Genomic DNA, 22012 nt, shown 5'->3' with positions numbered 1-22012 from the left:
TCCGCCTTTCATTAGTACAGATGCACCATTTACAGAAAAAATATGGATGCACTCTGTCAAAATTGCTAAAATTAGTATATCACATGCTACATAGCGGAAAGGGTTAAATTATGTTTAAGAAACTAGCTTCTGATGCTCTAGGTCTATCTGATATCGGCAAGATCATTCCTCCAAGTGACTATGATAAGACAGATGCCGATGATTATGTCATGAATGAAGATAATGAAAAAATTTATTTCCTGATTAAAACGAGGCAGGATGAGTATTGCTTTACGAATCTCGCTATCATTCATGTTGACGGTGAAAGCGCCGTTTCTTCCAAAAGAACTCTCCGCCGTTACCCGTATATGCAGCACCGTATCAGCAATGTCTATTTAGAAACAGCCGGTAAAGTGGATCTGGATATTGAAATTAAATTTTCTATCGATAATCAGGTTATCAGTATCGATGTGAAGAAAGATCAAATCGATCAGCTGAAAGATTTGTATAAAGCTCTGCTGCGCATTTCAGAAATCAATTATGAAAACAGTTTATATACAGATATGGCGCATACAAGCCTGGATAAAGCAGCGACCATTCTTCAGCAATCCCGTTATACCGACGGTACGCTGGACGAGACATACAAAAAACTGACTGAATTCGGCTTCGAGTGGCTGACCGCCACAAAAGATAAATATCATGCACATGATTTCGGTGCAGTTTACGAAAAATATATCAACAACTAAAAAAGAGTGACTCGCAGGATGCGAGTCACTCTTCCTTATAGCGGGCCTTCCCAAACCCCATCATACTTCTTGTCAGAACTCAGAATCTCATGCGCAAAAGTACATACAGGAACAATCTGTTTCCCTTGTTCCTTAGCATAATCTACGACTCGATTAATCAATTGCTTTCCAATGCCTGCGCCTTGCTTATCCTCTATTACCATCGTATGTTCAATGACAATATTATCAGATTCCCTGAATGTCACCTCTGCATCCGGCTGGTCACTATTTCCGATATAAAAGCGCCCTTGTTCTTGTTTGATGTCTGCCATAGTACCAACTCCTTCCTTCCCCTACTTTACCCGCATGATCAGCTAGGTATTCATCTGGCTCCCAGGTGTTTGCCGCTTCCAAATGTAGGGTAAAATCCAATGATCACTCCCATTAGAAAGGCGTCCTATATGCTTATCAAATTACTACCGCGACCTATACGAAAATATCTACATATGACAAAACGTCAGCGCAAGCATGAAGCGCAGCTAAATCTCTGGATGATGCCCGCCATCTATATAGTCGGAGCCCTCGTGCTTGTAACAATACCACTATTATTAGACCTTTACTTGGATTTACCGACGAAAACAACGGGATTTTTCAATGCTTCCGCCTCGAATACCGGTACCCTTGTTAGTGTGCTAGTCAGTGGTACGCTGCTTCTGGCAGCTTATACGTTGAACTCGATTTTAGTAGTCTTAACAAGCTTCAGTTCAGAGTATTCACCACGCATGCTATTCAACTTCATCTCTGATCGAACGACGCAGCATATTCTAGGACTATTCTATGGAAGCTTTGTGTTTATGCTCGTCTCCTTCCTGTTCGTCACGAACAGTTCCCGGGATTATTTTACGGCTGTGCCGATTGCCAGTACGCTTGTTACACTGACAGCCGTTATCGGTTTTGCTGTATTTGTTAACCACACGACAACATGGATGCAAATGCATAATATCGTAGATGCTATGAAAACCGAGTCTGAAAGGATTATCCAATCGACTTTAATTGATGAACTCGAGCCGTATCGTAGTGATGAGTCCGGTTATACATTTGAAGATTATACTGGATACACTTGTAAAGCATCTAATTCGGGGTATATCCAGCTGATCAACTTTGTGGACATGATCAAGCAGGCTAAAGAAGACAATGTTGTTGTAAAAATGAATGCCAAAGCAGGTGATTTCGTACTAAAAGGCAATCGCTTGTTCAGCTATCGCGGACCAGGTGCACAGGATGTACAAATCGAAAAATACAGCAAGCTCATCCAAATTGGACATAAGCGATCCGAGATTCAGGACGTGGATATGAGTATGAATAAACTAAGTGAAATCGCCATCAAGTCGATTGGAAATGATGATCCAACCTCCGCTATAAATACTTTCCATCAAATGGCGGACTTGATGATCAATATCGATGCGTCAACGACGCTTCACCCCTATCTACAGGATGAAGATGAACAGACACGCGTCGTGTATAATACCGTCACTTTTTCTACGTATCTGCATGAAGGCTTCGGAAGGATTCGGCATTATACGCAAAAGGATTATCTATTAATCCTGGAAATGATTCTCGTTTTCATCCGGATGACTGATTCTATATCTCAAAAGAACTTCCCGATTATATGGGAGTTCGCCAAAGACACAATCCTCCACATCTCGGATTCTGCTTACTTCCGTGCTGACCGGATTCGCTTACTTGATTATCTAAAGCAGTTAGCGGAAATCACAGGGAATGAAATGGATTATTATGAATTGGAAAGACATTTGCAGCCAAATTAAAAAGGAGACAGCCCACGGTGGCTGTCTCCTTTTCTCATACTTGTCGCAAGAGACCTTTATCAAAGAAGTAGAGATACCTTTCCTTGACCGGCTTCTTCCAAATCCGTTCGATTGCTTTTGCGTATAGCTCGATCTGTACCCGATACTTCTCCGTCAGAATCTCAGCTCTCCTATTCGGATCTTCTCCATAAAGTGAATCCGTTTTGTAATCCAGGAGTACAAGTCCGTCTTCCTCCACTAGAATTTGATCCACCACTCCCTGAACAACTACTCTGTCAGAAGCCGCACCTGTCCAGTCATTGTACAGTTCATTCGCCGGCAGTGCCAAAGTAAACGGTGTTTCTCGATAGAAGTGCTCAGCTCGGCGTATGCGATCTGCTATTGGAGACTCTAGAAAATCCAGTATCCGCTCCACATCAATCGATGCGGCAGCTTCTTGCTGTAAAAATTCCTTATCTACCAATTCAAAGAGAAATTCCTCCAGTTTCTTCTTATCCCATTCCCTTCGGATATCAAGCTGCTGCAGGACAGCATGGACCGCACTGCCTCGTTCTGCCGGTGTAAGTTCCTTCGCTTCCTGCAGGAAACGTGGTCTGCTTGAAATCGGTGCTCTTTGCTGGATACGGTTCACTACACCACTATCACTATAGCTGTCCCGTATTTCCCGCTGGCGCTTAATTTCCGTTACTGTCTGCTTTGCCCGGAACCTTGTCGCCTCTGTATGCGGATAATGATAAGTCAGCCGGTTTTCCACTTCTTCCTTCCAATCCGGATCCTCTTCACCCGGATTCCAGTCAGTGATACGTTGAAGCAGCTCTTGGTTAGCTTCTTCTTCCTGTTCCTCAGAAGTTAGATAATCTCTGCTTTCTTGGATACGGATTCGCCACTGGGAACTATCTGCTGTGATTTCTGTCGGCAGGTGCTGTGATAGCTCTTCTGCTCTCAGTTCCATTGCTTGTTCATGACGCATTAGCGCAGGTGCCACCCAATCCAAATAGGAGGTTGCTTCCAGTCGATAATGCGACGGCAGCACCCATGACGGATGATCAGCAATTTGACGCCACTTTTGCAGCTTTTTCTCTAATGATGCGACATTGCCGACCATGACCAGTTTTTCTTTTGCACGTGTCAAAGCAACATAAAGTACGCGCATTTCTTCTGCTAGTGATTCCCGCTGTTTCTCTGCCTTTAATGCATGGTAAATCAATGTAGGATACATAAGCCTTTTCACTGGATCAATGTATTTACTGCCAAATCCTAGATCTTTATGCAGCAAATAACGTTCCCTCAAATCCTGCTGGTTGAATGTTTTATCCATCGCACCAGTGATGACGACTGGAAACTCAAGCCCCTTACTTTTATGAATCGTCATAATCCGAACGACGTCTTCCTGTTCACCTAAAGCCTTCGCAGCTCCTAAATCATCTCCGCGTTCTTCCATACGTTCGATGAACTTCACAAAGCGGAACAGTCCGCGGAATGATGTATTTTCATAGTTTCTAGCTCGATCATAAAGGGCACGAAGATTCGCCTGACGCTGTCGTCCGCCTGGTATACCGCCGACAAAATCATAGTAGCCTGTCTCCCTCATGATCGACCAAATCAATGCTGACAATGCTCCCTGTCTTGCTTCCATTCTCCAAGAGCGAAGCCATTCCAGCAGCCGTTCGATTTTGATAGAAATCTCATCATTCGCAGTCCGAACATAGGCCCTAGCCGCTTCGTAATAGCTGCTTCGCTGATCTGCGAGTCTTATTTTGGCAAGATCGTCTTCCTTCAGACCAATGATAGGAGAACGCAAAACGGCAGCGAACGGTATGTCCTGAAGCGGGTTATCAATGATTTTCAGCACACTCATCATCACTTTGATCTCAATGGCTTCCAGATAGCCCGTTGAAAGCTCTGCGTATACCGGAATGCCCCGCTGCTTCAGTTCTTCCACGATTGCCGGTGCCCATGTCATAGATCGCAGCAGGATAACAATATCCCGATACTGAATATCACGCTGCTGCTGTGTCGATTTATCGACAACCTTCATCGCATCCTGGCCATCGTGACCAATCCATTGCTGAATCATCCTGCTGTATGCACGACCTTCCAGCTGTGCCTTCTCCAGGTCCTCCACCATTTCGGTGTCCGTCTCAGCATCTTCAGCTTCTTCGGTACCGTCGCGATTGATGATGACTAGTTCGACGTCGGTATCATCCTGTTTCAAATCATCATACATTTTGTTTGCATAGATGAGTTCCGCTTCTTTTTCATACTCCATTTCCCCAACGTCTTCTGAGAAAAGCTGCCTGAAAATATAATTCGCTCCGTCCAGTACTTGCTGCCGGCTGCGGAAGTTACTTGCCAAATCAATGCGCATAGCAGGATGTTCCGGGTCAGAAAAAGCCTTGTATTTATTCAGGAATAATGTTGGTTCCGCATGACGGAAACGGTAGATACTTTGTTTGACATCTCCAACCATGAACATATTACCGCTTCCTGAACGGTCAGAAATCAATGTAACAAGTGTTTCCTGTACAAGGTTTGTATCCTGGTATTCATCCAATAATAGTTCCTTGAACCGGTTCTGATAGCTTTCCGCAATGCTTGAGGGAATGATCTGTTCCGGTGTGCTGTTCTCATCAATCAGCACCTCAAGGCAAAAATGCTCCAGATCTGAGAAATCGACTAAAGCCCGCTCCCGTTTCTCCAACTGATAACGGCTGCGGAATTGCTTGACGAGCAATGCGAGCTGCTGGATTGACGGATAAAGCTCGAGCATATCCGTTAAATAGACTTCGAGCTTCCTAGCAAACCAATCGCCAGCAAGCTTGCCCCATCTCTTCTTATAAGAATCTCTCAGCGCTTTTGCCTGCGATTTTTTCATGTCATCACATTCAATCTTTTTACCGGAAAGTCTGCCGAATGATTGCTCTTTGATGAAATTTACAGCGTCATTCCAGCTGCCTTCCACAAGGAGCTTCGCTTCGGCGATGAACTTTCTTTCAGCCTCGAATGTTTCTGCGTAATGATACGGCCCATCCGGTTCGCGTGTGAGCGCGAGCCCCTGGTCTGCTTCCTGCAGCATCGCCTGCAGCTGATCGTTTGCTTCACGCTTCAGCACTTGCAGCCAAGGCAGCTCATTCTCATCCTGTATAGCAGACACATTATACAATTCTGCCATCTGATCGAGCCAAGCCTCTGGGTATGGATTCTGGGTAGCGAAATCATATAATTTCAGAATAAGATCTTCCACTTCCAGGTCATTGCGGTCATTACTGAAACGATCAACAACGCCAAAGAAAGCTGCTTGCTCTTCGCCTTCCTTACCGTACCATTCCTCCAGCAGCTCCCCGATTACTTCCTGACGGATCAAATCTGCTTCCAAGTCATCTGCAATACGGAAACCTGGATCCAGATCCAGCAAATACGCATATTTACGTACAACGTCCAGGCAGAATGAGTGGAGCGTGGAAATGGAAGCATTCTGAAGTAATGACAGCTGCTTGCGAAGATGCTGCGAAGAAGGATTCGCCTCCAAAGCCTTTTCGAGCGCCGTTCCGATCCGACTGCGCATCTCTTGTGCAGCTGCATTTGTGAAAGTCACGACTAGCAGCTGATCGATATCGACCGGGTCAGTTTGATTCACAAGCTTTTGGATAATCCGTTCAACGAGAACAGCCGTCTTCCCTGAACCAGCTGCGGCTGCGACTAAGATATCATGTCCTTTGGCGTCAATAGCCAGCTGCTGTTCATCAGTCCACTTTACCATGTCGTTCCACCTCCTTTTTGATACTATTCAATACATCTTCATCCTTCATATCTTTTATTGCACGATATTTATTCCCGGCAAGTGATGCGTCAAATTGGCATACTGCCTTGAAATCACAAAATGTACAAGCACTTCTATCGTGATGGCGGTATGGATTCAAATGCACACCGCCATTCGTGATATCCAGTCCAGCTTGCTCCATTAGAAATCTAGTATGCTGCTGCAAAGCATGGAAAGTGTCTTGGTCAGCTGTCTGCGAACCAGCACGGAATGCACCATCTTTTTTCAGACCAGCGGGAATGATCTTACTCATTCCTGATTCCAGTGATGTATCCATCATACGGGCAACAGATTCGTTCTCCAGCAGTATACCTTGCATCTTGAATTTCTTGAATATCTCGTCCTCGATATCCACATGTGATCTGCTCGATTGCGAAATCAGCGGATTATGCACATGGAAATACAATACACCTGCCGGGGTAGCTTTAAGACCGAGCCACTGTTCTGAATGAGACAGCACTACATCCAGATAAGCGAGCATCTGGAGTGCGAGACCATAGTAGACTTCTGTAAGATTCAGCGCTTTGCTGCTTGATTTGTAATCGATGATGCGAAGAAACAGATCCTCCTGATCGATCGCTTTGTCGACGCGGTCAATTCGTCCTCTCAGCTGTACATCATAGCCATTTGGCAGCGTGATCTCAATTGGTGGCAATGTCTGATTTTCCCCAAAGTCAAGCTCAAGCCCGACTGGGGAGAACTTGCTTTGCCGCGCCTGTTCACTCAGCGTGTAGGCAGCACGTGCGATGATTTCCTGAAGCTTTTGCTGGATATACTTGAACCGGTTGGAGCTATGGAGAATCTGGTTTTGCAATACAGGTGCCAGGTTGCCCATCGCCCGTTTTGCATATCCTGTTGCATCTTCCTTATTCAGCTGCGCATAATTCCGTCCTTCCAGCTGTACCCAATCCGTGATTTGCTTTAATGCTTCATGGAAAAGCTGTCCGATATCAGGGGCATCCAGCTTGTATGTCCGTCTGTTTTCCAATCCAAGGCTGTACTTAGCAAAATGCTGATAGGAACAGCGATAGTAGGTTTCCAAACGCGATACACTTGCTTTTACTTTTTTCGGGAAAAGCTGCTCCTTCGTCTCTTCCGCCAAATCCTCTGTTTCGTTCCGGTAGAAGAGGCTTTGGAGTATTCTTCCTGTCAGCTCCTCTGCGCCCTCATGGCTGATGAACCAGTTCAGTACGCTATCCCAAACAGGATGAACTGGATATCCCCGCATTTTACGCGCAAGCTGAGTCGTAAGCGCAGACCGGCTCTGATCGATGGTAGCAACAAAACGGGCCGTATCCAGGCTGTCCTCCGGATCCTGAAGCATGCGCTCGTCACAGCACCAGTCGAATAAGTCCTTCATGCGCTGTACGAGCGAGGAAGCCATTTTTGCTTTTCCTTCCTGGTCACTGATCGGATAGCTTACCCAAAGCCGCTCACTCGCTGCCGTGAATGCAAGATACATGTAAAAGCTCTCATCCAGCAGCTGACGCTTGCTTCCAGCCGCAAGCTGTAAGCCGTATACAGCCAGTACTTCCCTGTCCTCCTCACTGATGAGTCCATCAGGCTTCGGCTTCATCGGCCACACACCTTCGTTGACTCCCAGCAGGAAAGCACATTTCAATCCGCTTACTTTACTATGGTCGATCGTACCGACAATAACCTGATCCAAACTAGGCGGGATATGGGCGAATTCAAGCGATTCAAAACCAGTCTCCATCGTGTGGCGGAAAACTTGCAGGGAAACACGCTCATCCCCGACAATCTCCACCGCTTCATCCAACAGCTGAAGTACGCTATCCCATACTTGATCCTGTTCCCTTGCTCTTTCCAGCTCCCCGCGATCGTCGAAAATGACTTGCATTTCCTCCAGGCGCTGCGGTACCTTTAGCTGTTCCAGCCAATTGTAAACCGCAATCGAGCGCTCACGGAATGTCTTGCCTTCCCGCAGCTTCCGATCAAATTTCTTCATCGCATCCGCTACTTGACGGCGATAGTGATTGATCCGTTTCTGCGTTTCCAGTTCCTTATCGGTTTGCCGTGTCGTATCAAACCCGCGGAACCGCTGAAAAATCCAGTCTTCTTTCTGCAGCCAGCGATCTCTGGAGCGAATACCATATTCAAGACAATAATTCTCCAATTCATCAATTGCTTCCTCAGTCAGTGGATAAACCTCATCAGTCGATGGTATGAATCCGGTCTTTAAAACACGGAATACAGCCTCATAACGCCAATTCCCGTCAACGACTTCCATCCCTGATCGAATCAGTTCCAGCAGCGGGTGATGAATCATAGGCTTCTTTTGGTCAATAAAAACAGGGATATGATAATCCGCAAATACTGTTTCAATCAGCTCATGATATACATCTGCCTGTCTGAGAAGCAAAGCAATATCCTGATAACGGTAGCCTTTCTCCCGTACGAGCTTGACAATCTCCTGTGCCGCACCTTCGACTTCTGCTCTTGGATGGACTGCCTGTGCCAAAGTGATTGGTACTTCCTGCTTCAATGATGGTGCTGGACGCGTCTCTAAATGCTTCTCTAAATGCAGAAAGGCAGGGTTATGTCCGAAACGACCATCGGCAGGGTTGAGCTGCTCGATAGAAGTGACTGGTACATTTCTTTCCTGCGCTGTCTGTTTAATTTGAAGGAATGTTTCATGCGTGCGTGCAAACAAATCCAGCTCGTCCACATCCTGGCGGTTTGCCCCGTCCAATGTGAGTGTCACTGTCACTTGCTCCGCTTCTGTCATTAATGCACCGATTACCTCCAGCTCCTGCGGCGTGAATTGGTGGAACCCATCCAGGTAAATCTCTGACCCTTTGACAGAACGCGACAATGGTATTTTTGATGCCAGCAAATGCAGCTGGTCCTCACTGTCAATATACTTGTCCCGTAACAGCGCGGTCAGACGATCGTAAATGTAGCTGATATCCTCCAGCTTATCCCGAAGTGTAACTTCAGGGGAGTGCTGCTGTTGGAACTGCTCCATCTCCCGAATTTGGGCATGCAGAAGCTCCGGCGTAACACGATAGCGCTTCAGCTCTGTGATCATGCTTTCCAGCTGCCCCATAAAGCCGTTCTTCTCGATCGCTTTCTGGAAAACATTCCAGTCAGATTTACGTTCCTCGGTAATCTTCCGAAGCATCATCTGAATGCCTGTCGAGGTAATGAACTGCTTGGTTGCGCCGCCTGTCTCCTGCAGGACATACCAAGCCAGCCGCGATAGACTGTATACCTGTGCACGGATGCTTCCTTCTACACCGGTTTGCCTGATCAGCGCCTGCTCCTGCTGAAAGGTCATCTGGTCCGGAACCAGATAAAATATATTCGATCCCATCGGATCACTTTTTAATTTAGCTGCAATCTCATCGAGACATGCACGGCTTTTCCCTGCTCCGGACCGGCCGATGATAAAACGTACACCCATTCTTAGCTCCACTCCTGTCTTCCAAAATAGTAATCTTATTCTATCACGTCCAGCGGTTTAAGGGAAAATAGATGCGCACATTTGTTCGCTTGCATATACTGGAAAAGCTCCTTATCAAAAGATAAGGAGCTAAACTCCAAGTCCAGATGCGGACACCGGCCAAAAGTGGGCATCCACCTTCCCGACAACTTGTTCAATCGGGATGAATCCAAATGAGCGGCTATCAAGGCTGTCTCTTCGATTATCACCCATTACGAACAGCATTCCTTCGGGCACTGTCGTCCGTCCGGTAACGTCTTCCAATGTAAAATCATATGTCAGCTGTCCCTCGACATCATCTTTATACGTTTCCAAATAATGCTCCGGTCTGTATTCACCGTTTACGAACAGTCTGTCATTTCTTACTTCCACTGCATCCCCGGGCATTCCAATGACCCGTTTCACATAATCCTCATCCTCTGTTGCGTGAAAGACGATGACATCGAAACGCTGGATACTATCTGCGTCGTTCATGAACTTGTTCACCATCAGGAAGTTACCGTCCTGCAAGGTCGGCTCCATTGACTCCCCTTCCACTCGATAATCCGCAAAGATTAATTCCCTGGAAAAGAAAATCAAAAGCACGATGCCGGCAAACAGGAAGAAAAACTTCCAACGTTTATTCTTTTTCATGTGCTTTCCTCCGGTGTAAGTGTTTTGCAACACTTTACCCCGGCTCGAATTGCTTTAATCCTTATGTGACTGTTCCTGCTTCTCGTTCTTCTTCTTCAATCTTCCTTCCACGTATTTACCCACCATCCAGAACAGGATGATTGCAACAGCTACGACTACAGTCTTGATCGGGTTCTCCGCAAAGGAGGTCAGACTGTCACCGACATAAGCAATTGAGAAAATCATCAGCGCTTTACCGAGAAATACCGCCAAAGCGAATTGCTGCACACTGATTCTCGATAATCCGGCTACTACATTGATGATAGCCGAGGGCGAAAATGGAAAGCATAAAAGTAAGAATAACGGACCAAAACCATGTCGATCCAGCCATTCGGTTATTCGATTTACTTGTTTGTTATGCCGCAGCCAATTGATTACCCGTGCATGCCGATACCGACGTATCAGCCAGAAAACAGTGATTGCACCAAGTGACGTACCGATCCACGAATATAGGAAGCCCCATAGCAGGCCGTACGCCACGGTGTTCGTCAGCACGAAGACAACAAGCGGCAAAAACGGCAGGAATGCTTCCAGAAAGGGGAGCAAAATGCCGGGTATAGGACCCAGATTCTCATATCGATCAAGCAGGGACTTCACATATTCGTCCCAAGTTCCATTGCGGAACATTTCCATTAAGTCGTTCCAACCAAAGCCTAAGACCATCTAACCATTCTCCTATTCCCAGCAAAAAAACATCTTTTATCTATTTTAAACGAAAAGCCCGAGCATGCAAAGTCTGACAGGAAGTTCCCTTCTTTTCCTGCATTTGGTTAGTCATTTCTGTAGTATCCTGTTTTCACTTCGCATACAATAGGGTATACTAGAACACATGTTCGCATTAGGAGGAAAGGCATATGCGTTGTCTTAGTGAGTCGGAATATAAGCTGGGATCCCGCTTTCTGTTTCTATCAATGGCCATTGTTGTCCTGCAGCAGGATATCCGGATTGTAGAAGAAGGAAAGCATAAGATAAAAGCGCATCTGTTACATACATTACAATCGATGGAGAAGACTGCATTGGAGGAGCGGCGCCAGCTGCGCATCCAGCTTCGTCAGCATAATATGCAGATTGTGACAGCAGAGAAAAACGACGCCTTCACCACATTCCTTTTCATAACGAAGGAATGTGAGGAAAAGCGGAATTATTTCAATCCGGCAATACGGAAGAAAGTCGAGGCCATTCTGATGGAGCTTACACAAAAGGCTCCGCAATCTGATCCCCGCCATACTTCCACAAATGCCTGATCCGCTTATCCAGAAGAAATCGGTATTGCGCAGTACGCTGGACCTGGTTCATCATGGATCCATACGAAACATCAAGGATTAGTGTACGGCCATTCTTAAAGATGAGGGTTGTTCGCTGATGCGGAGCGGCTTCGATCCGCTTGATGTGGGAATGAGAGATCCAGGAGCATGCATGGGAGAGCGGTGAAGAGGTGGGAAAGAAATACATGCCGCTGACAGGGTCTATCGATATCGGGGCCTTATGCGTGATTCCGCAGATATCCTTCACACCTGCCTGTCTACCTTTCAAGCTGCTTCCATAAAACTTGCAGGCCAAATCGATGAATCTGCTCGGAGAGGTGCGAAAGGTAAAACTATCTTCTGACTCGATAACCTCACAGCCTGGCTGACCGTTTTCGAGGAGTTTCGGCAGTACAGCCATCGTAAGCGGCGTGAGTTCTGCCATGGTTGGATTTTGTTCTATCTGCTGCATCTGGAACATCCTTTCTGATGCAGGAAAAGAAGGATTGGTTCTACAATAGCAAAATCTCAGGCGCAAAAACAGGAGAATTTCATATTCTTAATAGAATCCTTACAAAACAGGTAGAGAGCGACTGTCCCTACCTGTTTTCCTGATAAGATTCTATAGTTTCGATACGCTCCTGATTGGATGGATGTGTGGAACGCAGCCATTCGAACAGCGGCCATGGATTCGGATCACCTTTGGAAACCTGCTGCATATTCTGAAACATTCGAATGCCTGCTTCAGTATTAGGTGCATGCTCAAGTGCATAAGCATCTGCCTGCCGCTCCATTTCCCGCGACACATAAAGTGACACAGGCTCGCTCGCAAATTGCAGCGAGCTGATAATAAGCAGTAAGAGCGGCACCGCACGCAGCTGATGAGCTCGTATCTGTCTTTTAGCCAAAAACTTATCTGACAATCTTTTGGTCACCCATAGGAGGACAAAACCAAGAACAAGAAAACCCGCCGTTCCCCAATATACATGATGCAGCACATAATGGCCGATTTCATGGGCGACGATGAAAAGCACTTCGTCTTGAGCCAAGCCATCCACTGTCGTATCATACAGCACCACACGAGCACTGCCGAACAATCCCGTTACATATGCATTATACGTAACCGTTTTTGCGCTTTGATCAACTTCCAGAAGTGTCGCATCTGGAATTCCTGCTTCACTAGTCAGCTGCTCGATCTCCGTACGCAGCTCCCCATCAGGAAGGTGATAGAAATCTTCATAAAGCGGATCAATCCACATCGGCTGGACATAAACGATGAAAATCGCACTTGGTACAAGCAGAATCCATAGAAGTATCCACCAGCTTTTACGGAATCTTTTCATTAGAATCTGTGATACAAAAACAACTGCGGTGACAGCTAAATAAAAGAGAACTAAGCTCAGCACGTATTCTCCTGCCCAGTCTCCGAAGTTCTGGACACTGATCTGTGCTTGGCGCGCATTCCAATAACCCGTCAATCGGAATGGCAGCTGAACGATCCCGTAGAAGACAGTCAGCATGAGCATATATCCAGCTGTTGCGACTAGTTTAGGCAGTCGCTGTTCCATGGCAGCAGTGGTTTTCTGCAAGTTATCATTCGTCCAAACTGCATAAAGGAATAGCGGTAATAACGGCAGCCTGGAAAAATAGACTGCATGACCGATACTTGCATATGTGCTTACATCCGCATTCCATTCTGTATAGATGAATGGAAAGAAAATCCAGACAGCTAAAAGATAGATAATATAAGCAAGAAGTACCCGTTTCATCCGATTCCTCCTCCTGTAAAAAAGAGACGGCCCGAAGGTCGTCTCATAGATAATCAGTACATAAGATCAATAAAGTCATCTTTCTCGATCTTACCTAAGTAATGGCTCACATTCACATCCGCCAGCGCTTGCTGAATCGACTCGCGCTCATAACGGACACCTTTCAGTTTTTCTTCGAGTTCACCGACTTCGCCGACACCGAAGTAGTCACCGAAGACACGGATCTGCTCGATGATTCCGTTCTTTACATCCAGGCGGATATCCACATTGCCTGATGGGAATTTATGTGTTTGCTGAATATTGAAGCTAGGTGATTTACCGTAGTTCCATTCCCACTTCTGATACCGTTCTTCGCTGATTTTGTGGATTGCTTTCCAATCCTCTTCTGTCAGCTTGTAACGGGGTACATCCTTCGTATCCTCCACATCGAAGATATAACGAAGCAAGATATCCTTGAATTCTTCCATAGGAATTTTATTTTCCATGAACTCCGAAATATTCGCTACACGGCTGCGAATAGATTTAATTCCCTTGGATTCGATTTTCTCCTTCTTCACCTTCAAAGCTGATACAACATGTTCGATTTCCGAATCATACATCAATGTACCATGACTGAACATCAAACCGCGTGTGGAGAATTGCGCATTCCCGGAAATTTTGCGTTCACCTACAAGCAAGTCATTCCGCCCCTTCAATTCTGCTGGTACACCAAGCTTGTTCAATGCATCCGTAACCGGCTTAGTGAATTTGGCGAAATCCTGGAAGCTGTTACCGTCGTCCTGTGTGATAAAGCTGAAATTCAAATTACCCATGTCATGGTATACAGCTCCGCCTCCGGATAAGCGGCGTACGACCTTGATGCCATTATCGTCTACGTACTTTGTATTGATTTCTTCAATCGTGTTCTGATTCCGGCCGATGATGATGGATGGTTCATTGATATAGAAAAGCAAATATGTATCGTCTTTGCCGAAATTTTTCAGGACATACTCCTCGATCGCAAGGTTAATCCTCGGATCTGTAATACCTTCATTATCGATAAAACGCAAAATAAAGACCCCCAGTGTCAGAAATTGTTTATCCTAGTAATATTCTACCGAATCCTCAGCATGATAGCAATTCAGACAGATGGGAAGGTATTACCCTTCCCAAGTCAGCCCCTCATATGCGAGCTTTACTTTTCCGCTGTATACGCTGCTTGCTTCCTCCAACAGCTGCCTGTGTTCTCCAAAATGCGGCAGATGACTGAGGAAGAGATTTTTCACACCAGCTCGCTCCGCAATGCCGCCTACCTGCAGACTGTTCATATGACCGGCAGATTCCCCATCCTGATGCTGATAGAAATTGCAATCGGTGATAAGCAGATCTGCATCCTTGCTGAACTCCGCCCATTCCTCTAAGTAACTGGAATCAGCTGTATAAACAATGTCGGAAAAACCATCTGAAATCCGCATACCATAGCACGGCACTGGATGCTTCGTTTTCATGAAAGTAATCACGAAAGGACCTATGCTAAGAATCTCATCCAGCTTATAGGCAATCCCTTCGGTGAATTTATGTTTTAAGCTCTGGAAGCCTGCATCGTCCTCTTCATGGCCATAAATCGGCAGCACATCATCTGTTCCTTTCAAGCTGTTTTGTACTTGCCAAACATGCTGCAGAGCACCAATGTCCGCTATGTGATCAGGATGATAATGACTTACGACAACCGCATTCAATTCCTTCGGATCAATGAAAGCTGGCATCCGCGATAACGCACCGCTTCCGCAATCCAGCAGCAGAGCATAGCCGTCCTTCTCCACTAAATAACAAGAGCTGGCACTTTCCCTGCCCGGATAAGCTCCCCAAAATCCTATAACTGTCAATTTCATACTTTCTAACACCTCTCCTTCTATTGTTTACCTTTACCGAATTCCATGCATGTAAACCACCTAATCTTTAAGGAGTGCTACAGTGAGGGGCTGGTCTCCTTTATGCATATATGACATAATATAACAAAAAGAGAGAAAAACGCATGTGGGGGGATATAACGTGAGACCAGAATTGACTCGTAAGACGAATGCAGATGATTTTCTAGATTATTATTGGCTGAAAGAAGAACTTGTCCAATTCTGCCGTGAGAGTGAATTGCCTGTTTCTGGATCAAAAATGGAGATTACAGCAAGAATTGAAAGCTTCCTACGGGATGGTCTCATTGAAAAACCAAAACAGAAACAATCACGCAGGAGAAAGAAATCCAATGAACCGCTCAGCCGTTCTACCATTATTACAGAAGATCATCGCTGCAGCCAGGAAGTACGAGCATTTTTCAAAAAGGAAATTGGAGAGCATTTTCATTTCTCTACTTACATACAAGACTATTTTCGTGCAAACATTGGTAAAACATACGAAGATGCTATTAATGCGTGGCATAAAGAAGAATATCGCAAGCAAGATCCTGCTTACAGGAAAGATATTGCCCCTCAGTTTGAATATAATCGATTTATTCGTGAATTTTTCTCCAATCCTAAAAACAAAGGAAAGACACGCAGCCAAGCTGTCGAAGCGTGGAACAAGAAGAAAAGCAAACCTTATTCCCATAGTACCTGATTGCCCTAAGAGTGATAACTGCTTTTATAATTAACATAGCATAAAAAAGCTTCTCCCTTAGGAGAAGCTTTTTTCACGCAAGTAAGCAAGTACGTTTTGTACGGCTTGTTCGCCGCTATCGATACAATCCGGAATACCGATTCCATCATAGGAACCACCCGCAAGGAATACACCAGGAAGGTGAATCGCCATATTGGCGCGTACATCAGCAACACGCTGCAGATGGCCGACTACGTATTGCGGCATTGCTTTTTTCCAGCGGCTGACCACGGAAAAGAGCGGCTTGCTTTTTATTTTCATGATTTTATTCAAGTCTTTTAAGGCGATCCGGACGATTTCCTCATCAGACAAATCCACTATGCCGCTGTCATCTGGTCTGCCGACGTAGCAGCGGAGCATGACTTTGCCTTCTGGAGTGGTGCCTTCCCACTTTTTATGCGTCCATGTGCATGCTGTAATCCGGTACTTACTGTTGCGGGAGATAACAAAGCCTGTACCATCGATATCTTTCTTGATGGCAGAAGCATCGAATGTCATCGCTACCGTTGCCACAGATGTCGCCTTCATCTCTTTCAGCTGCTCCATAAAATCATATTGACTCAGCATACGCTGAACTGCAAAGAAAGGCGAGGCAAGTACTGCGGCGTCCGCTCGGAATACCTCTCCGTTGCCTAGCAGCAGATGATAATGATCTTCTTTGCGTTCGATATGATCCACACTTGTTTCTAAATGGACAGTGCCTGGATCAAGCTTTGCTTCCAAACCTTCCACCAATGATTGCAGCCCGTTCTTCAAGGAAAGAAATGCGCCTGGAGGCTTCACATCTTTCTTTTGTTTCGGCGGCTTCGGCATCGTCGCCTGCAATCCTTTGATCACACTTCCATACTGCTGTTCTACTTCATAGAACTTTGGATATGTGGCCATCAAACTTAATTCATCAATTTCACCTGCATAGACACCGGATAAAAGCGGCTCGAGCACATTCTCTACCAATTCATCACCGAAGCGCCGGCGGAAGAATAATCCCATGGATTGGTCTTGAGCTTCTTTTCCTTTCGGCAGCATCGGTTCAACACTGATCCGCGCTTTCGCCTTAGTGGAAAGAAGACGTGACTGATAAAATGGCTTTAATTCTGTCGGTACACCCATAAAGGCACGTTTCGGCATTTTATGTAGCTTCTTGCCAGCTAAAATGTAGGATTGTCCTGTATTGTTTCGTACGAGATCCTTTTCCATGCCAATGTCATGAATCAGACGGGATGCGGACTCCTTGCGTGCTAAGAAGGAATCAGGACCGCGTTCAATCACGAATCCATCTTTTTTAAGCGTGTCGATTTTTCCGCCAAGATGGCTGGAGGCTTCAAACAGCTTCACTTCATAATCCAGACGGTATGCACGGATCTGCTTCTGAAGGTAATAAGCGGTTGCCAGGCCGGCAATACCGCCCCCAACGATCGCGATCTGTTTTTTCTCAGCCATGGCGCTCAACTCGTACCTGCTGCTCCAATACCACCTTCGCCAATGTATCGATGAACTGCTGGTCCGTGTTCGGCATTGCCGGACGGTAGTATTTTGCGCCTAATTCGTCACAAACGACCTTACATTCATAGTCATTATCATACAATACTTCCAAATGGTCCGCGATGAAGCCTACTGGTGCATATACGAAGGAACGATAGCCCTTTTTCTCGTAAAGCTCGCGAGTAAGATCCTGTACATCCGGTCCAAGCCATGGATCTGGAGTATTACCTTCACTCTGCCAGCCAAGCTCAACATTCTTGATACCAGTCTGTTCCTGAATCAAATCAGCTGTACGTTTCAGCTGATCCGGGTATGGATCACCATTTTGAAGGATTTTCTCCGGAAGACTGTGCGCAGATACGATCAGCGCTGCTTTATCACGCTCTTCTTTGTCCATGCCAGCAAAGATCTCTGAAATATTATCTGACCAGTATTTGATAAAGCCTGGTTCGTCGTACCAGCTTTCTACAGACGTAATTTGAAGATTACCAGCTTCTGCAGCAGCTTTATGAGCACGCTCGTTGTAGGATTTTACACTGAATGTGCTGTAATGTGGTGCCAATACGAGTGAAATAGCTTCTGTAATACCGTCTTTTGCCATTTCGGCAACACCATCTTCAATGGAAGGCTCAATATGCTTCAAACCAAGATAAGCCTTGAATTCGATAGCATCCTGAGAGTTGTTCAAAGCTGTTTCGATAGCATCAGCTTGTTCCTGTGTAATACGCGCAAGCGGGGAAATTCCGCCGATTGCTTTATAACGGCTAGTCAAATCCTCCAGCATTTCCGGTGTAGGCTTACGTCCATGCCGGATATCTGTATAATAACGTTCGATGTCTTCTTCTTTATAAGGCGTGCCGTACGCCATAACTAGTAAACCAACTTTTTTCTTTGTCATGTCTTACACCTCGGGTCATAAAATTGAGTTTTGTTTAGCGGAATACGAATGGATGAAGGAAGTCAGCTTCTTCAGCACACTAGGGCTTATTTCCGGCGTCACGCCGTGGCCAAGGTTAAACACATGCGGTCCAGCTTCCCGGCCCTGATCCAAAATCGATTTAGCCCGTTCTTCCAGCACCTTCCAGTCACTAGTCAGGAATGCTGGGTCGAGATTGCCTTGAAGCGTTTTCGTGATGCCTTTTTCTCTTGCTTCCTTAATAGATAGTCTCCAGTCAAGTCCGATGACATCTACCGGCAGATCATTCCATTCCAAGATCAGATGACTAGCTCCTACACCGAATAGGATGAGTGGAACTTTTGTATCACGCAGTTCGTTGAATATACGTTCCATTGTCGGCTTGATGTACGTACGGTAATCTGCAGCATTCAATGCCCCTACCCATGAGTCAAAAATCTGGATGGCAGATGCTCCGGCTGCCACTTGTGCTTTTGCATAAGTGATAGATACTTCCGCAAGCTTATCCATCAGTGCGAACCATGCAGCAGGGTCACTGTACATAAGCGATTTTGTCTTATGATAGTTTCTGGATGGTCCGCCTTCAATCATGTAGCTAGCCAATGTGAACGGCGCACCAGAAAAACCAATCAACGGTACTTCCAGCTGTTCCTCTGTCAGGAGCTTGATCGTATCCAGAATGTATGGGACGTCACGCTTTGGATCCAGGGTTCCAAGCTTCTCCACATCATGAATGCTGCTGATAGGGTTGGCGATCACCGGACCGATTCCTGACTTGATATCGACATCCACGCCAATGCCTGGCAGTGGTGTCATGATATCTTTATATAAAATAGCTGCATCGACATCATACTGTTCGACTGGCAGTCGCGTCACATAAGCTGCAAGCTCAGGCTGATGCGTGATTTCAAACAGGGAATATTTCTCTTTAAGCTCGCGATATTCTTTTTGCGATCTCCCCGCTTGGCGCATATACCATACTGGCGTATAATCCGTTGCTTCTCCACGAAATGCACGCAGTATTGTATCGTTTTTGATGTTAGGCATAATCGTTCTCCTTCGTCTCCTCATTATCCGTTCCCACTATACGAAATTTCATGAGCATTTGTATAGCATTTGACTCATAAAAACCCCATTTTTTGATGAATTGTGTCAGAGTCGTGAAAATCGTCAGAATCCGAAACCGGATAGGACTGTATGGTTGGATTCAGCACCGCTTTCATCTGTCAGCGGGTTGAATGGAACTACATAATAGGAAGTATCTTTCAGCGGATTGACTTTATCCACTGTAAAGGATCCCTTTCCTTGTACTTCACCGATTTTCTCTGCTCCATTGTCTGTTTCTTTGTAAATATGATAGATGATTCGCTTGTCTTCGCTCGCTGTCCAAGTCAAATCAGCATTGACGATCCGCAGGCCGCCGAAACCATATGAAATCGAAGCATCCGTTATGGTCGGCAATTCAACCGGACCACCGATATCCTCTGCATTTTCCGGCTTTTCGAAGCTCGTGGACATTGTCCGATATTGGGAAACTTGGCGCAAAATCGATTTCGTCAGAGCAGTAGGCATCGAACTGCCGCTCTCCAGATAGTTTTCATCGTTTGTTTTGTCATACCCCATCCAGCTTACCGCGACATATTCCGGTGTGTATCCGGCAAACCAAGCATCCTTATCTGCATCATCCACAGTCGGATGCTGCGTCGTTCCCGTCTTTCCAGCCAAGGCACCATAATAAGTACCAGCCGTTCCGGTACCGCCGGTGATGACTCCTTGCAGCATACGTGTCATATCCCAGGCAGTCTGTTCCGAGAATACATCTTCTGTTTGAGGTTCAGCCTTGAAGGCCGCTTCCCCGTTGCGGTCATAAATCGCGTTGATGGACTGTGATTCGATCCATTGGCCCTCATGGGCGAACGTGCGGAATCCCTCCGCGACTTGCAGCGGCGTCAGTCCTTTCTTCAAGCCGCCAAGGGCAATCGATAGACCTTTATCCTCCGGCAGGTCGATGTGCATCTTCTCCAAATACGATTTGCTTGTTTTGATACCGATTTGATCAAGCAGCCAAACAGCTGTTGTATTCTTCGATTCCTGCACGGCTTCATACATCGTGATATCTCCTTCATACTGATCGTTATGGTTAGATACCGTGTAGTCATCATCGTAAGTCTTCTTCTCATCCGGCAGCTCACTATACGCATTGTAATCTCCTGTATCCAATGCTGGTCCATACACCGCAAGCGGCTTCATCACAGAGCCTGGCTGTCTCTGGACTGTCACACGGTTTATGTCGCCGTATTGGAACTCACGCGCCCCCACAGCTGCGACGATTTTACCGGAATTTTGATCAAGCATGACAAAGGCCCCTTCAATGCTATCGGTCGAGCCATCGAAATACGTATCATCCTGCATTGTATTATAAGCTGTGCGTTGGATATCTTCATCCACATTCACTACGATCCGGTAACCGCCAGTACGCAGATTTTCCAGAGATAAATCATATTTCTCCTGCGCTTCTTCTGCTACCAAATCAATATAGCTTTCGATCCAAGGACGCTCTTGCTCTTCTTCAGGCTCAGTCACACCAAGTTCTTCCGCCTGCGCAGCTTCCTTCTCTTCGGCTGTAATGTAGCCCTGTTCTTCCATCTCGTCCAGCACGAGATTACGTCTTTCCTTCGCCAGATCAGGGTTATTATTCGGCGAGTACGTATTTGGTGCTTTTGACAGAGCTGCAAGCATCGCACTTTCCGAAAGTGTCAGATCGCTTGCGCTTTTATTGAAGTAATAATTCGCAGCTGACTCTATTCCATAAAGACCATGAGCAAAATAAATTTCATTCAGATAATATTCGAGTATCTGCTTCTTCGTGTAATGCCTCTCCAAGTATATAGCAGCCATCGCTTCCTTCGCTTTCCGGGTAAAGGTCTTATCATTTTTGAAAAAGAGATTTTTGGCGGTTTGCTGTGTAATCGTACTTCCGCCCTCCACTTTGCTCATCGCCAGAATGTCACGGTACAAAGCTCGCGCAGTTGCTCGAAGATCAATGCCATGATGACTGTAGAACCGGGCGTCTTCTATGGAAACAAAAGCGTTTTTCACATGTTCGGAAATCTCATCGAATTTGACAGGCTCCCGGTTTTCTTCATAGAATTCCGCTATGACTTCCCCATCCTGGTTCTCAACTGTCGAAGCAGCTTTCAATGTCAGGTCATCTTTATCGATAACGAGTCTTCCTCCGAAAAATAACAGGATATAGGCAGCGGTCATTCCCGCCAATATGATACCCGCCACGAGAAGATATAGAGTCTTCCGCCGCATCCGTATGTGCTGCTTATGTTCTGATCGTTTCATAACGTTTCTTTCACCTCTAACGTATCCCCATGTTCATTCTATAACCTATATTATACGACAAAAAATGCCATTTACCCATCTTTCTATCGAATGGAGTCCTAGCTTGCATTACACAATACGTAATTGCTACACTG

The 22012-nt window shown here is 45.9% G+C and carries 17 protein-coding genes; 4 read left to right on the top strand and 13 right to left on the bottom strand.

Annotated elements, in window-relative coordinates; genetic code table 11:
- The first annotated feature begins 110 nt into the window (after nt 1-110).
- Complete coding sequence (locus ABXS78_RS05590) at nt 111-725, top strand: PH domain-containing protein (protein ID WP_366249274.1); 615 nt, start codon at nt 111-113, stop codon at nt 723-725.
- 35 nt (nt 726-760) lie between these two features.
- Here the strand turns inward: ABXS78_RS05590 and ABXS78_RS05585 are convergent, their stop codons facing one another.
- Nucleotides 761-1036, bottom strand: coding sequence for a GNAT family N-acetyltransferase (locus ABXS78_RS05585; RefSeq protein ID WP_366249273.1), 276 nt, complete (start codon nt 1034-1036; stop codon nt 761-763).
- 129 nt (nt 1037-1165) lie between these two features.
- Here ABXS78_RS05585 and ABXS78_RS05580 point away from each other — a divergent pair, with 129 nt between their 5' ends.
- A complete protein-coding gene (locus tag ABXS78_RS05580; RefSeq protein WP_366249272.1) occupies nt 1166-2530 on the top strand; it encodes a DUF2254 domain-containing protein in 1365 nt (454 codons plus the stop codon).
- A gap of 34 nt (nt 2531-2564) precedes the next feature.
- Here ABXS78_RS05580 and addA read toward each other — a convergent pair whose 3' ends face one another.
- From addA to ABXS78_RS05560, 4 genes are all read right to left on the bottom strand, one after another.
- Nucleotides 2565-6290 carry a helicase-exonuclease AddAB subunit AddA gene (addA, locus tag ABXS78_RS05575; RefSeq protein WP_366249271.1) on the bottom strand — a complete coding sequence of 1242 codons (3726 nt, stop codon included), beginning with the start codon at nt 6288-6290 and terminating at the stop codon, nt 2565-2567.
- The gene (gene addB / locus ABXS78_RS05570; protein WP_366249270.1) at nt 6274-9777 is read right to left on the bottom strand and encodes a helicase-exonuclease AddAB subunit AddB; all 3504 of its coding nucleotides are present in this window, start codon (nt 9775-9777) and stop codon (nt 6274-6276) included. Before addB ends, addA begins: the two co-directional genes overlap by 17 nt.
- A gap of 129 nt (nt 9778-9906) precedes the next feature.
- Nucleotides 9907-10449 (bottom strand): signal peptidase I, encoded by a 543-nt coding sequence (gene lepB / locus ABXS78_RS05565; RefSeq protein WP_366249269.1) that lies wholly within the window; start codon nt 10447-10449, stop codon nt 9907-9909.
- A 54-nt stretch (nt 10450-10503) separates the two neighbouring features.
- Nucleotides 10504-11151, bottom strand: a complete 648-nt coding sequence (locus ABXS78_RS05560) for a TVP38/TMEM64 family protein (RefSeq protein WP_366249268.1) — start codon at nt 11149-11151, stop codon at nt 10504-10506.
- A gap of 191 nt (nt 11152-11342) precedes the next feature.
- Between ABXS78_RS05560 and ABXS78_RS05555 the strand changes: the two genes are divergently transcribed.
- A complete protein-coding gene (locus ABXS78_RS05555; RefSeq protein WP_366249267.1) occupies nt 11343-11732 on the top strand; it encodes a hypothetical protein in 390 nt (129 codons plus the stop codon).
- On the opposite strand, the gene ABXS78_RS05550 is transcribed toward ABXS78_RS05555, so the two are convergent.
- From ABXS78_RS05550 to ABXS78_RS05535, 4 genes are all read right to left on the bottom strand, one after another.
- The gene (locus tag ABXS78_RS05550; protein WP_366249266.1) at nt 11680-12204 is read right to left on the bottom strand and encodes a competence protein ComK; all 525 of its coding nucleotides are present in this window, start codon (nt 12202-12204) and stop codon (nt 11680-11682) included. The two genes, ABXS78_RS05555 and ABXS78_RS05550, sit on opposite strands and share 53 nt — an antisense overlap.
- Before the next feature lie 127 nt (nt 12205-12331).
- A complete protein-coding gene (locus ABXS78_RS05545; protein ID WP_366249265.1) occupies nt 12332-13501 on the bottom strand; it encodes a M48 family metalloprotease in 1170 nt (389 codons plus the stop codon).
- Nucleotides 13502-13554: 53 nt separating this feature from the next.
- Complete coding sequence (locus ABXS78_RS05540; protein WP_366249264.1) at nt 13555-14550, bottom strand: lipoate--protein ligase; 996 nt, start codon at nt 14548-14550, stop codon at nt 13555-13557.
- A 90-nt stretch (nt 14551-14640) separates the two neighbouring features.
- Nucleotides 14641-15372 carry an MBL fold metallo-hydrolase gene (locus ABXS78_RS05535; protein WP_366249263.1) on the bottom strand — a complete coding sequence of 244 codons (732 nt, stop codon included), beginning with the start codon at nt 15370-15372 and terminating at the stop codon, nt 14641-14643.
- A gap of 160 nt (nt 15373-15532) precedes the next feature.
- Between ABXS78_RS05535 and ABXS78_RS05530 the strand changes: the two genes are divergently transcribed.
- Nucleotides 15533-16090, top strand: a complete 558-nt coding sequence (locus ABXS78_RS05530) for a DUF6434 domain-containing protein (RefSeq protein WP_366249262.1) — start codon at nt 15533-15535, stop codon at nt 16088-16090.
- A 57-nt stretch (nt 16091-16147) separates the two neighbouring features.
- Here the strand turns inward: ABXS78_RS05530 and hemY are convergent, their stop codons facing one another.
- The 4 genes from hemY to ABXS78_RS05510 form a co-directional block, all read right to left on the bottom strand.
- Nucleotides 16148-17569: a protoporphyrinogen oxidase gene (gene hemY, locus ABXS78_RS05525; protein WP_366249261.1), complete on the bottom strand. Its 1422-nt coding sequence runs from the start codon at nt 17567-17569 to the stop codon at nt 16148-16150.
- Nucleotides 17562-18509, bottom strand: coding sequence for a ferrochelatase (hemH, locus tag ABXS78_RS05520; protein ID WP_366249260.1), 948 nt, complete (start codon nt 18507-18509; stop codon nt 17562-17564). Before hemH ends, hemY begins: the two co-directional genes overlap by 8 nt.
- A gap of 15 nt (nt 18510-18524) precedes the next feature.
- Nucleotides 18525-19574, bottom strand: a complete 1050-nt coding sequence (gene hemE, locus ABXS78_RS05515) for a uroporphyrinogen decarboxylase (RefSeq protein WP_366249259.1) — start codon at nt 19572-19574, stop codon at nt 18525-18527.
- Between the two features lie 123 nt (nt 19575-19697).
- Complete coding sequence (locus tag ABXS78_RS05510) at nt 19698-21878, bottom strand: PBP1A family penicillin-binding protein (RefSeq protein WP_095223767.1); 2181 nt, start codon at nt 21876-21878, stop codon at nt 19698-19700.
- Nucleotides 21879-22012: the final 134 nt, after the last annotated feature.

Origin of the sequence: Terribacillus aidingensis (assembly GCF_040703035.1) — a bacterium.
GTDB lineage: Bacteria > Bacillota > Bacilli > Bacillales > Amphibacillaceae > Terribacillus.
Note: the sequence above shows the minus strand (reverse complement) of the source record. Positions and strands in the feature narration are given on the sequence as shown.

What these genes read in the sequence shown, in the direction of transcription:
- ABXS78_RS05510 (WP_095223767.1), bottom strand. Translation starts at nt 21,878, where the DNA reads ATGAAACGATCAGAACATAAGCAGCACATACGGATGCGGCGGAAGACT.
- ABXS78_RS05585 (WP_366249273.1), bottom strand. Translation starts at nt 1,036, where the DNA reads ATGGCAGACATCAAACAAGAACAAGGGCGCTTTTATATCGGAAATAGT.
- lepB (WP_366249269.1), bottom strand. Translation starts at nt 10,449, where the DNA reads ATGAAAAAGAATAAACGTTGGAAGTTTTTCTTCCTGTTTGCCGGCATC.
- hemE (WP_366249259.1), bottom strand. Translation starts at nt 19,574, where the DNA reads ATGCCTAACATCAAAAACGATACAATACTGCGTGCATTTCGTGGAGAA.
- addA (WP_366249271.1), bottom strand. Translation starts at nt 6,290, where the DNA reads ATGGTAAAGTGGACTGATGAACAGCAGCTGGCTATTGACGCCAAAGGA.
- ABXS78_RS05555 (WP_366249267.1), top strand. Translation starts at nt 11,343, where the DNA reads ATGCGTTGTCTTAGTGAGTCGGAATATAAGCTGGGATCCCGCTTTCTG.
- ABXS78_RS05545 (WP_366249265.1), bottom strand. Translation starts at nt 13,501, where the DNA reads ATGAAACGGGTACTTCTTGCTTATATTATCTATCTTTTAGCTGTCTGG.
- ABXS78_RS05590 (WP_366249274.1), top strand. Translation starts at nt 111, where the DNA reads ATGTTTAAGAAACTAGCTTCTGATGCTCTAGGTCTATCTGATATCGGC.
- ABXS78_RS05580 (WP_366249272.1), top strand. Translation starts at nt 1,166, where the DNA reads ATGCTTATCAAATTACTACCGCGACCTATACGAAAATATCTACATATG.
- hemH (WP_366249260.1), bottom strand. Translation starts at nt 18,509, where the DNA reads ATGACAAAGAAAAAAGTTGGTTTACTAGTTATGGCGTACGGCACGCCT.
- ABXS78_RS05550 (WP_366249266.1), bottom strand. Translation starts at nt 12,204, where the DNA reads ATGCAGCAGATAGAACAAAATCCAACCATGGCAGAACTCACGCCGCTT.
- ABXS78_RS05560 (WP_366249268.1), bottom strand. Translation starts at nt 11,151, where the DNA reads ATGGTCTTAGGCTTTGGTTGGAACGACTTAATGGAAATGTTCCGCAAT.
- ABXS78_RS05535 (WP_366249263.1), bottom strand. Translation starts at nt 15,372, where the DNA reads ATGAAATTGACAGTTATAGGATTTTGGGGAGCTTATCCGGGCAGGGAA.
- hemY (WP_366249261.1), bottom strand. Translation starts at nt 17,569, where the DNA reads ATGGCTGAGAAAAAACAGATCGCGATCGTTGGGGGCGGTATTGCCGGC.
- addB (WP_366249270.1), bottom strand. Translation starts at nt 9,777, where the DNA reads ATGGGTGTACGTTTTATCATCGGCCGGTCCGGAGCAGGGAAAAGCCGT.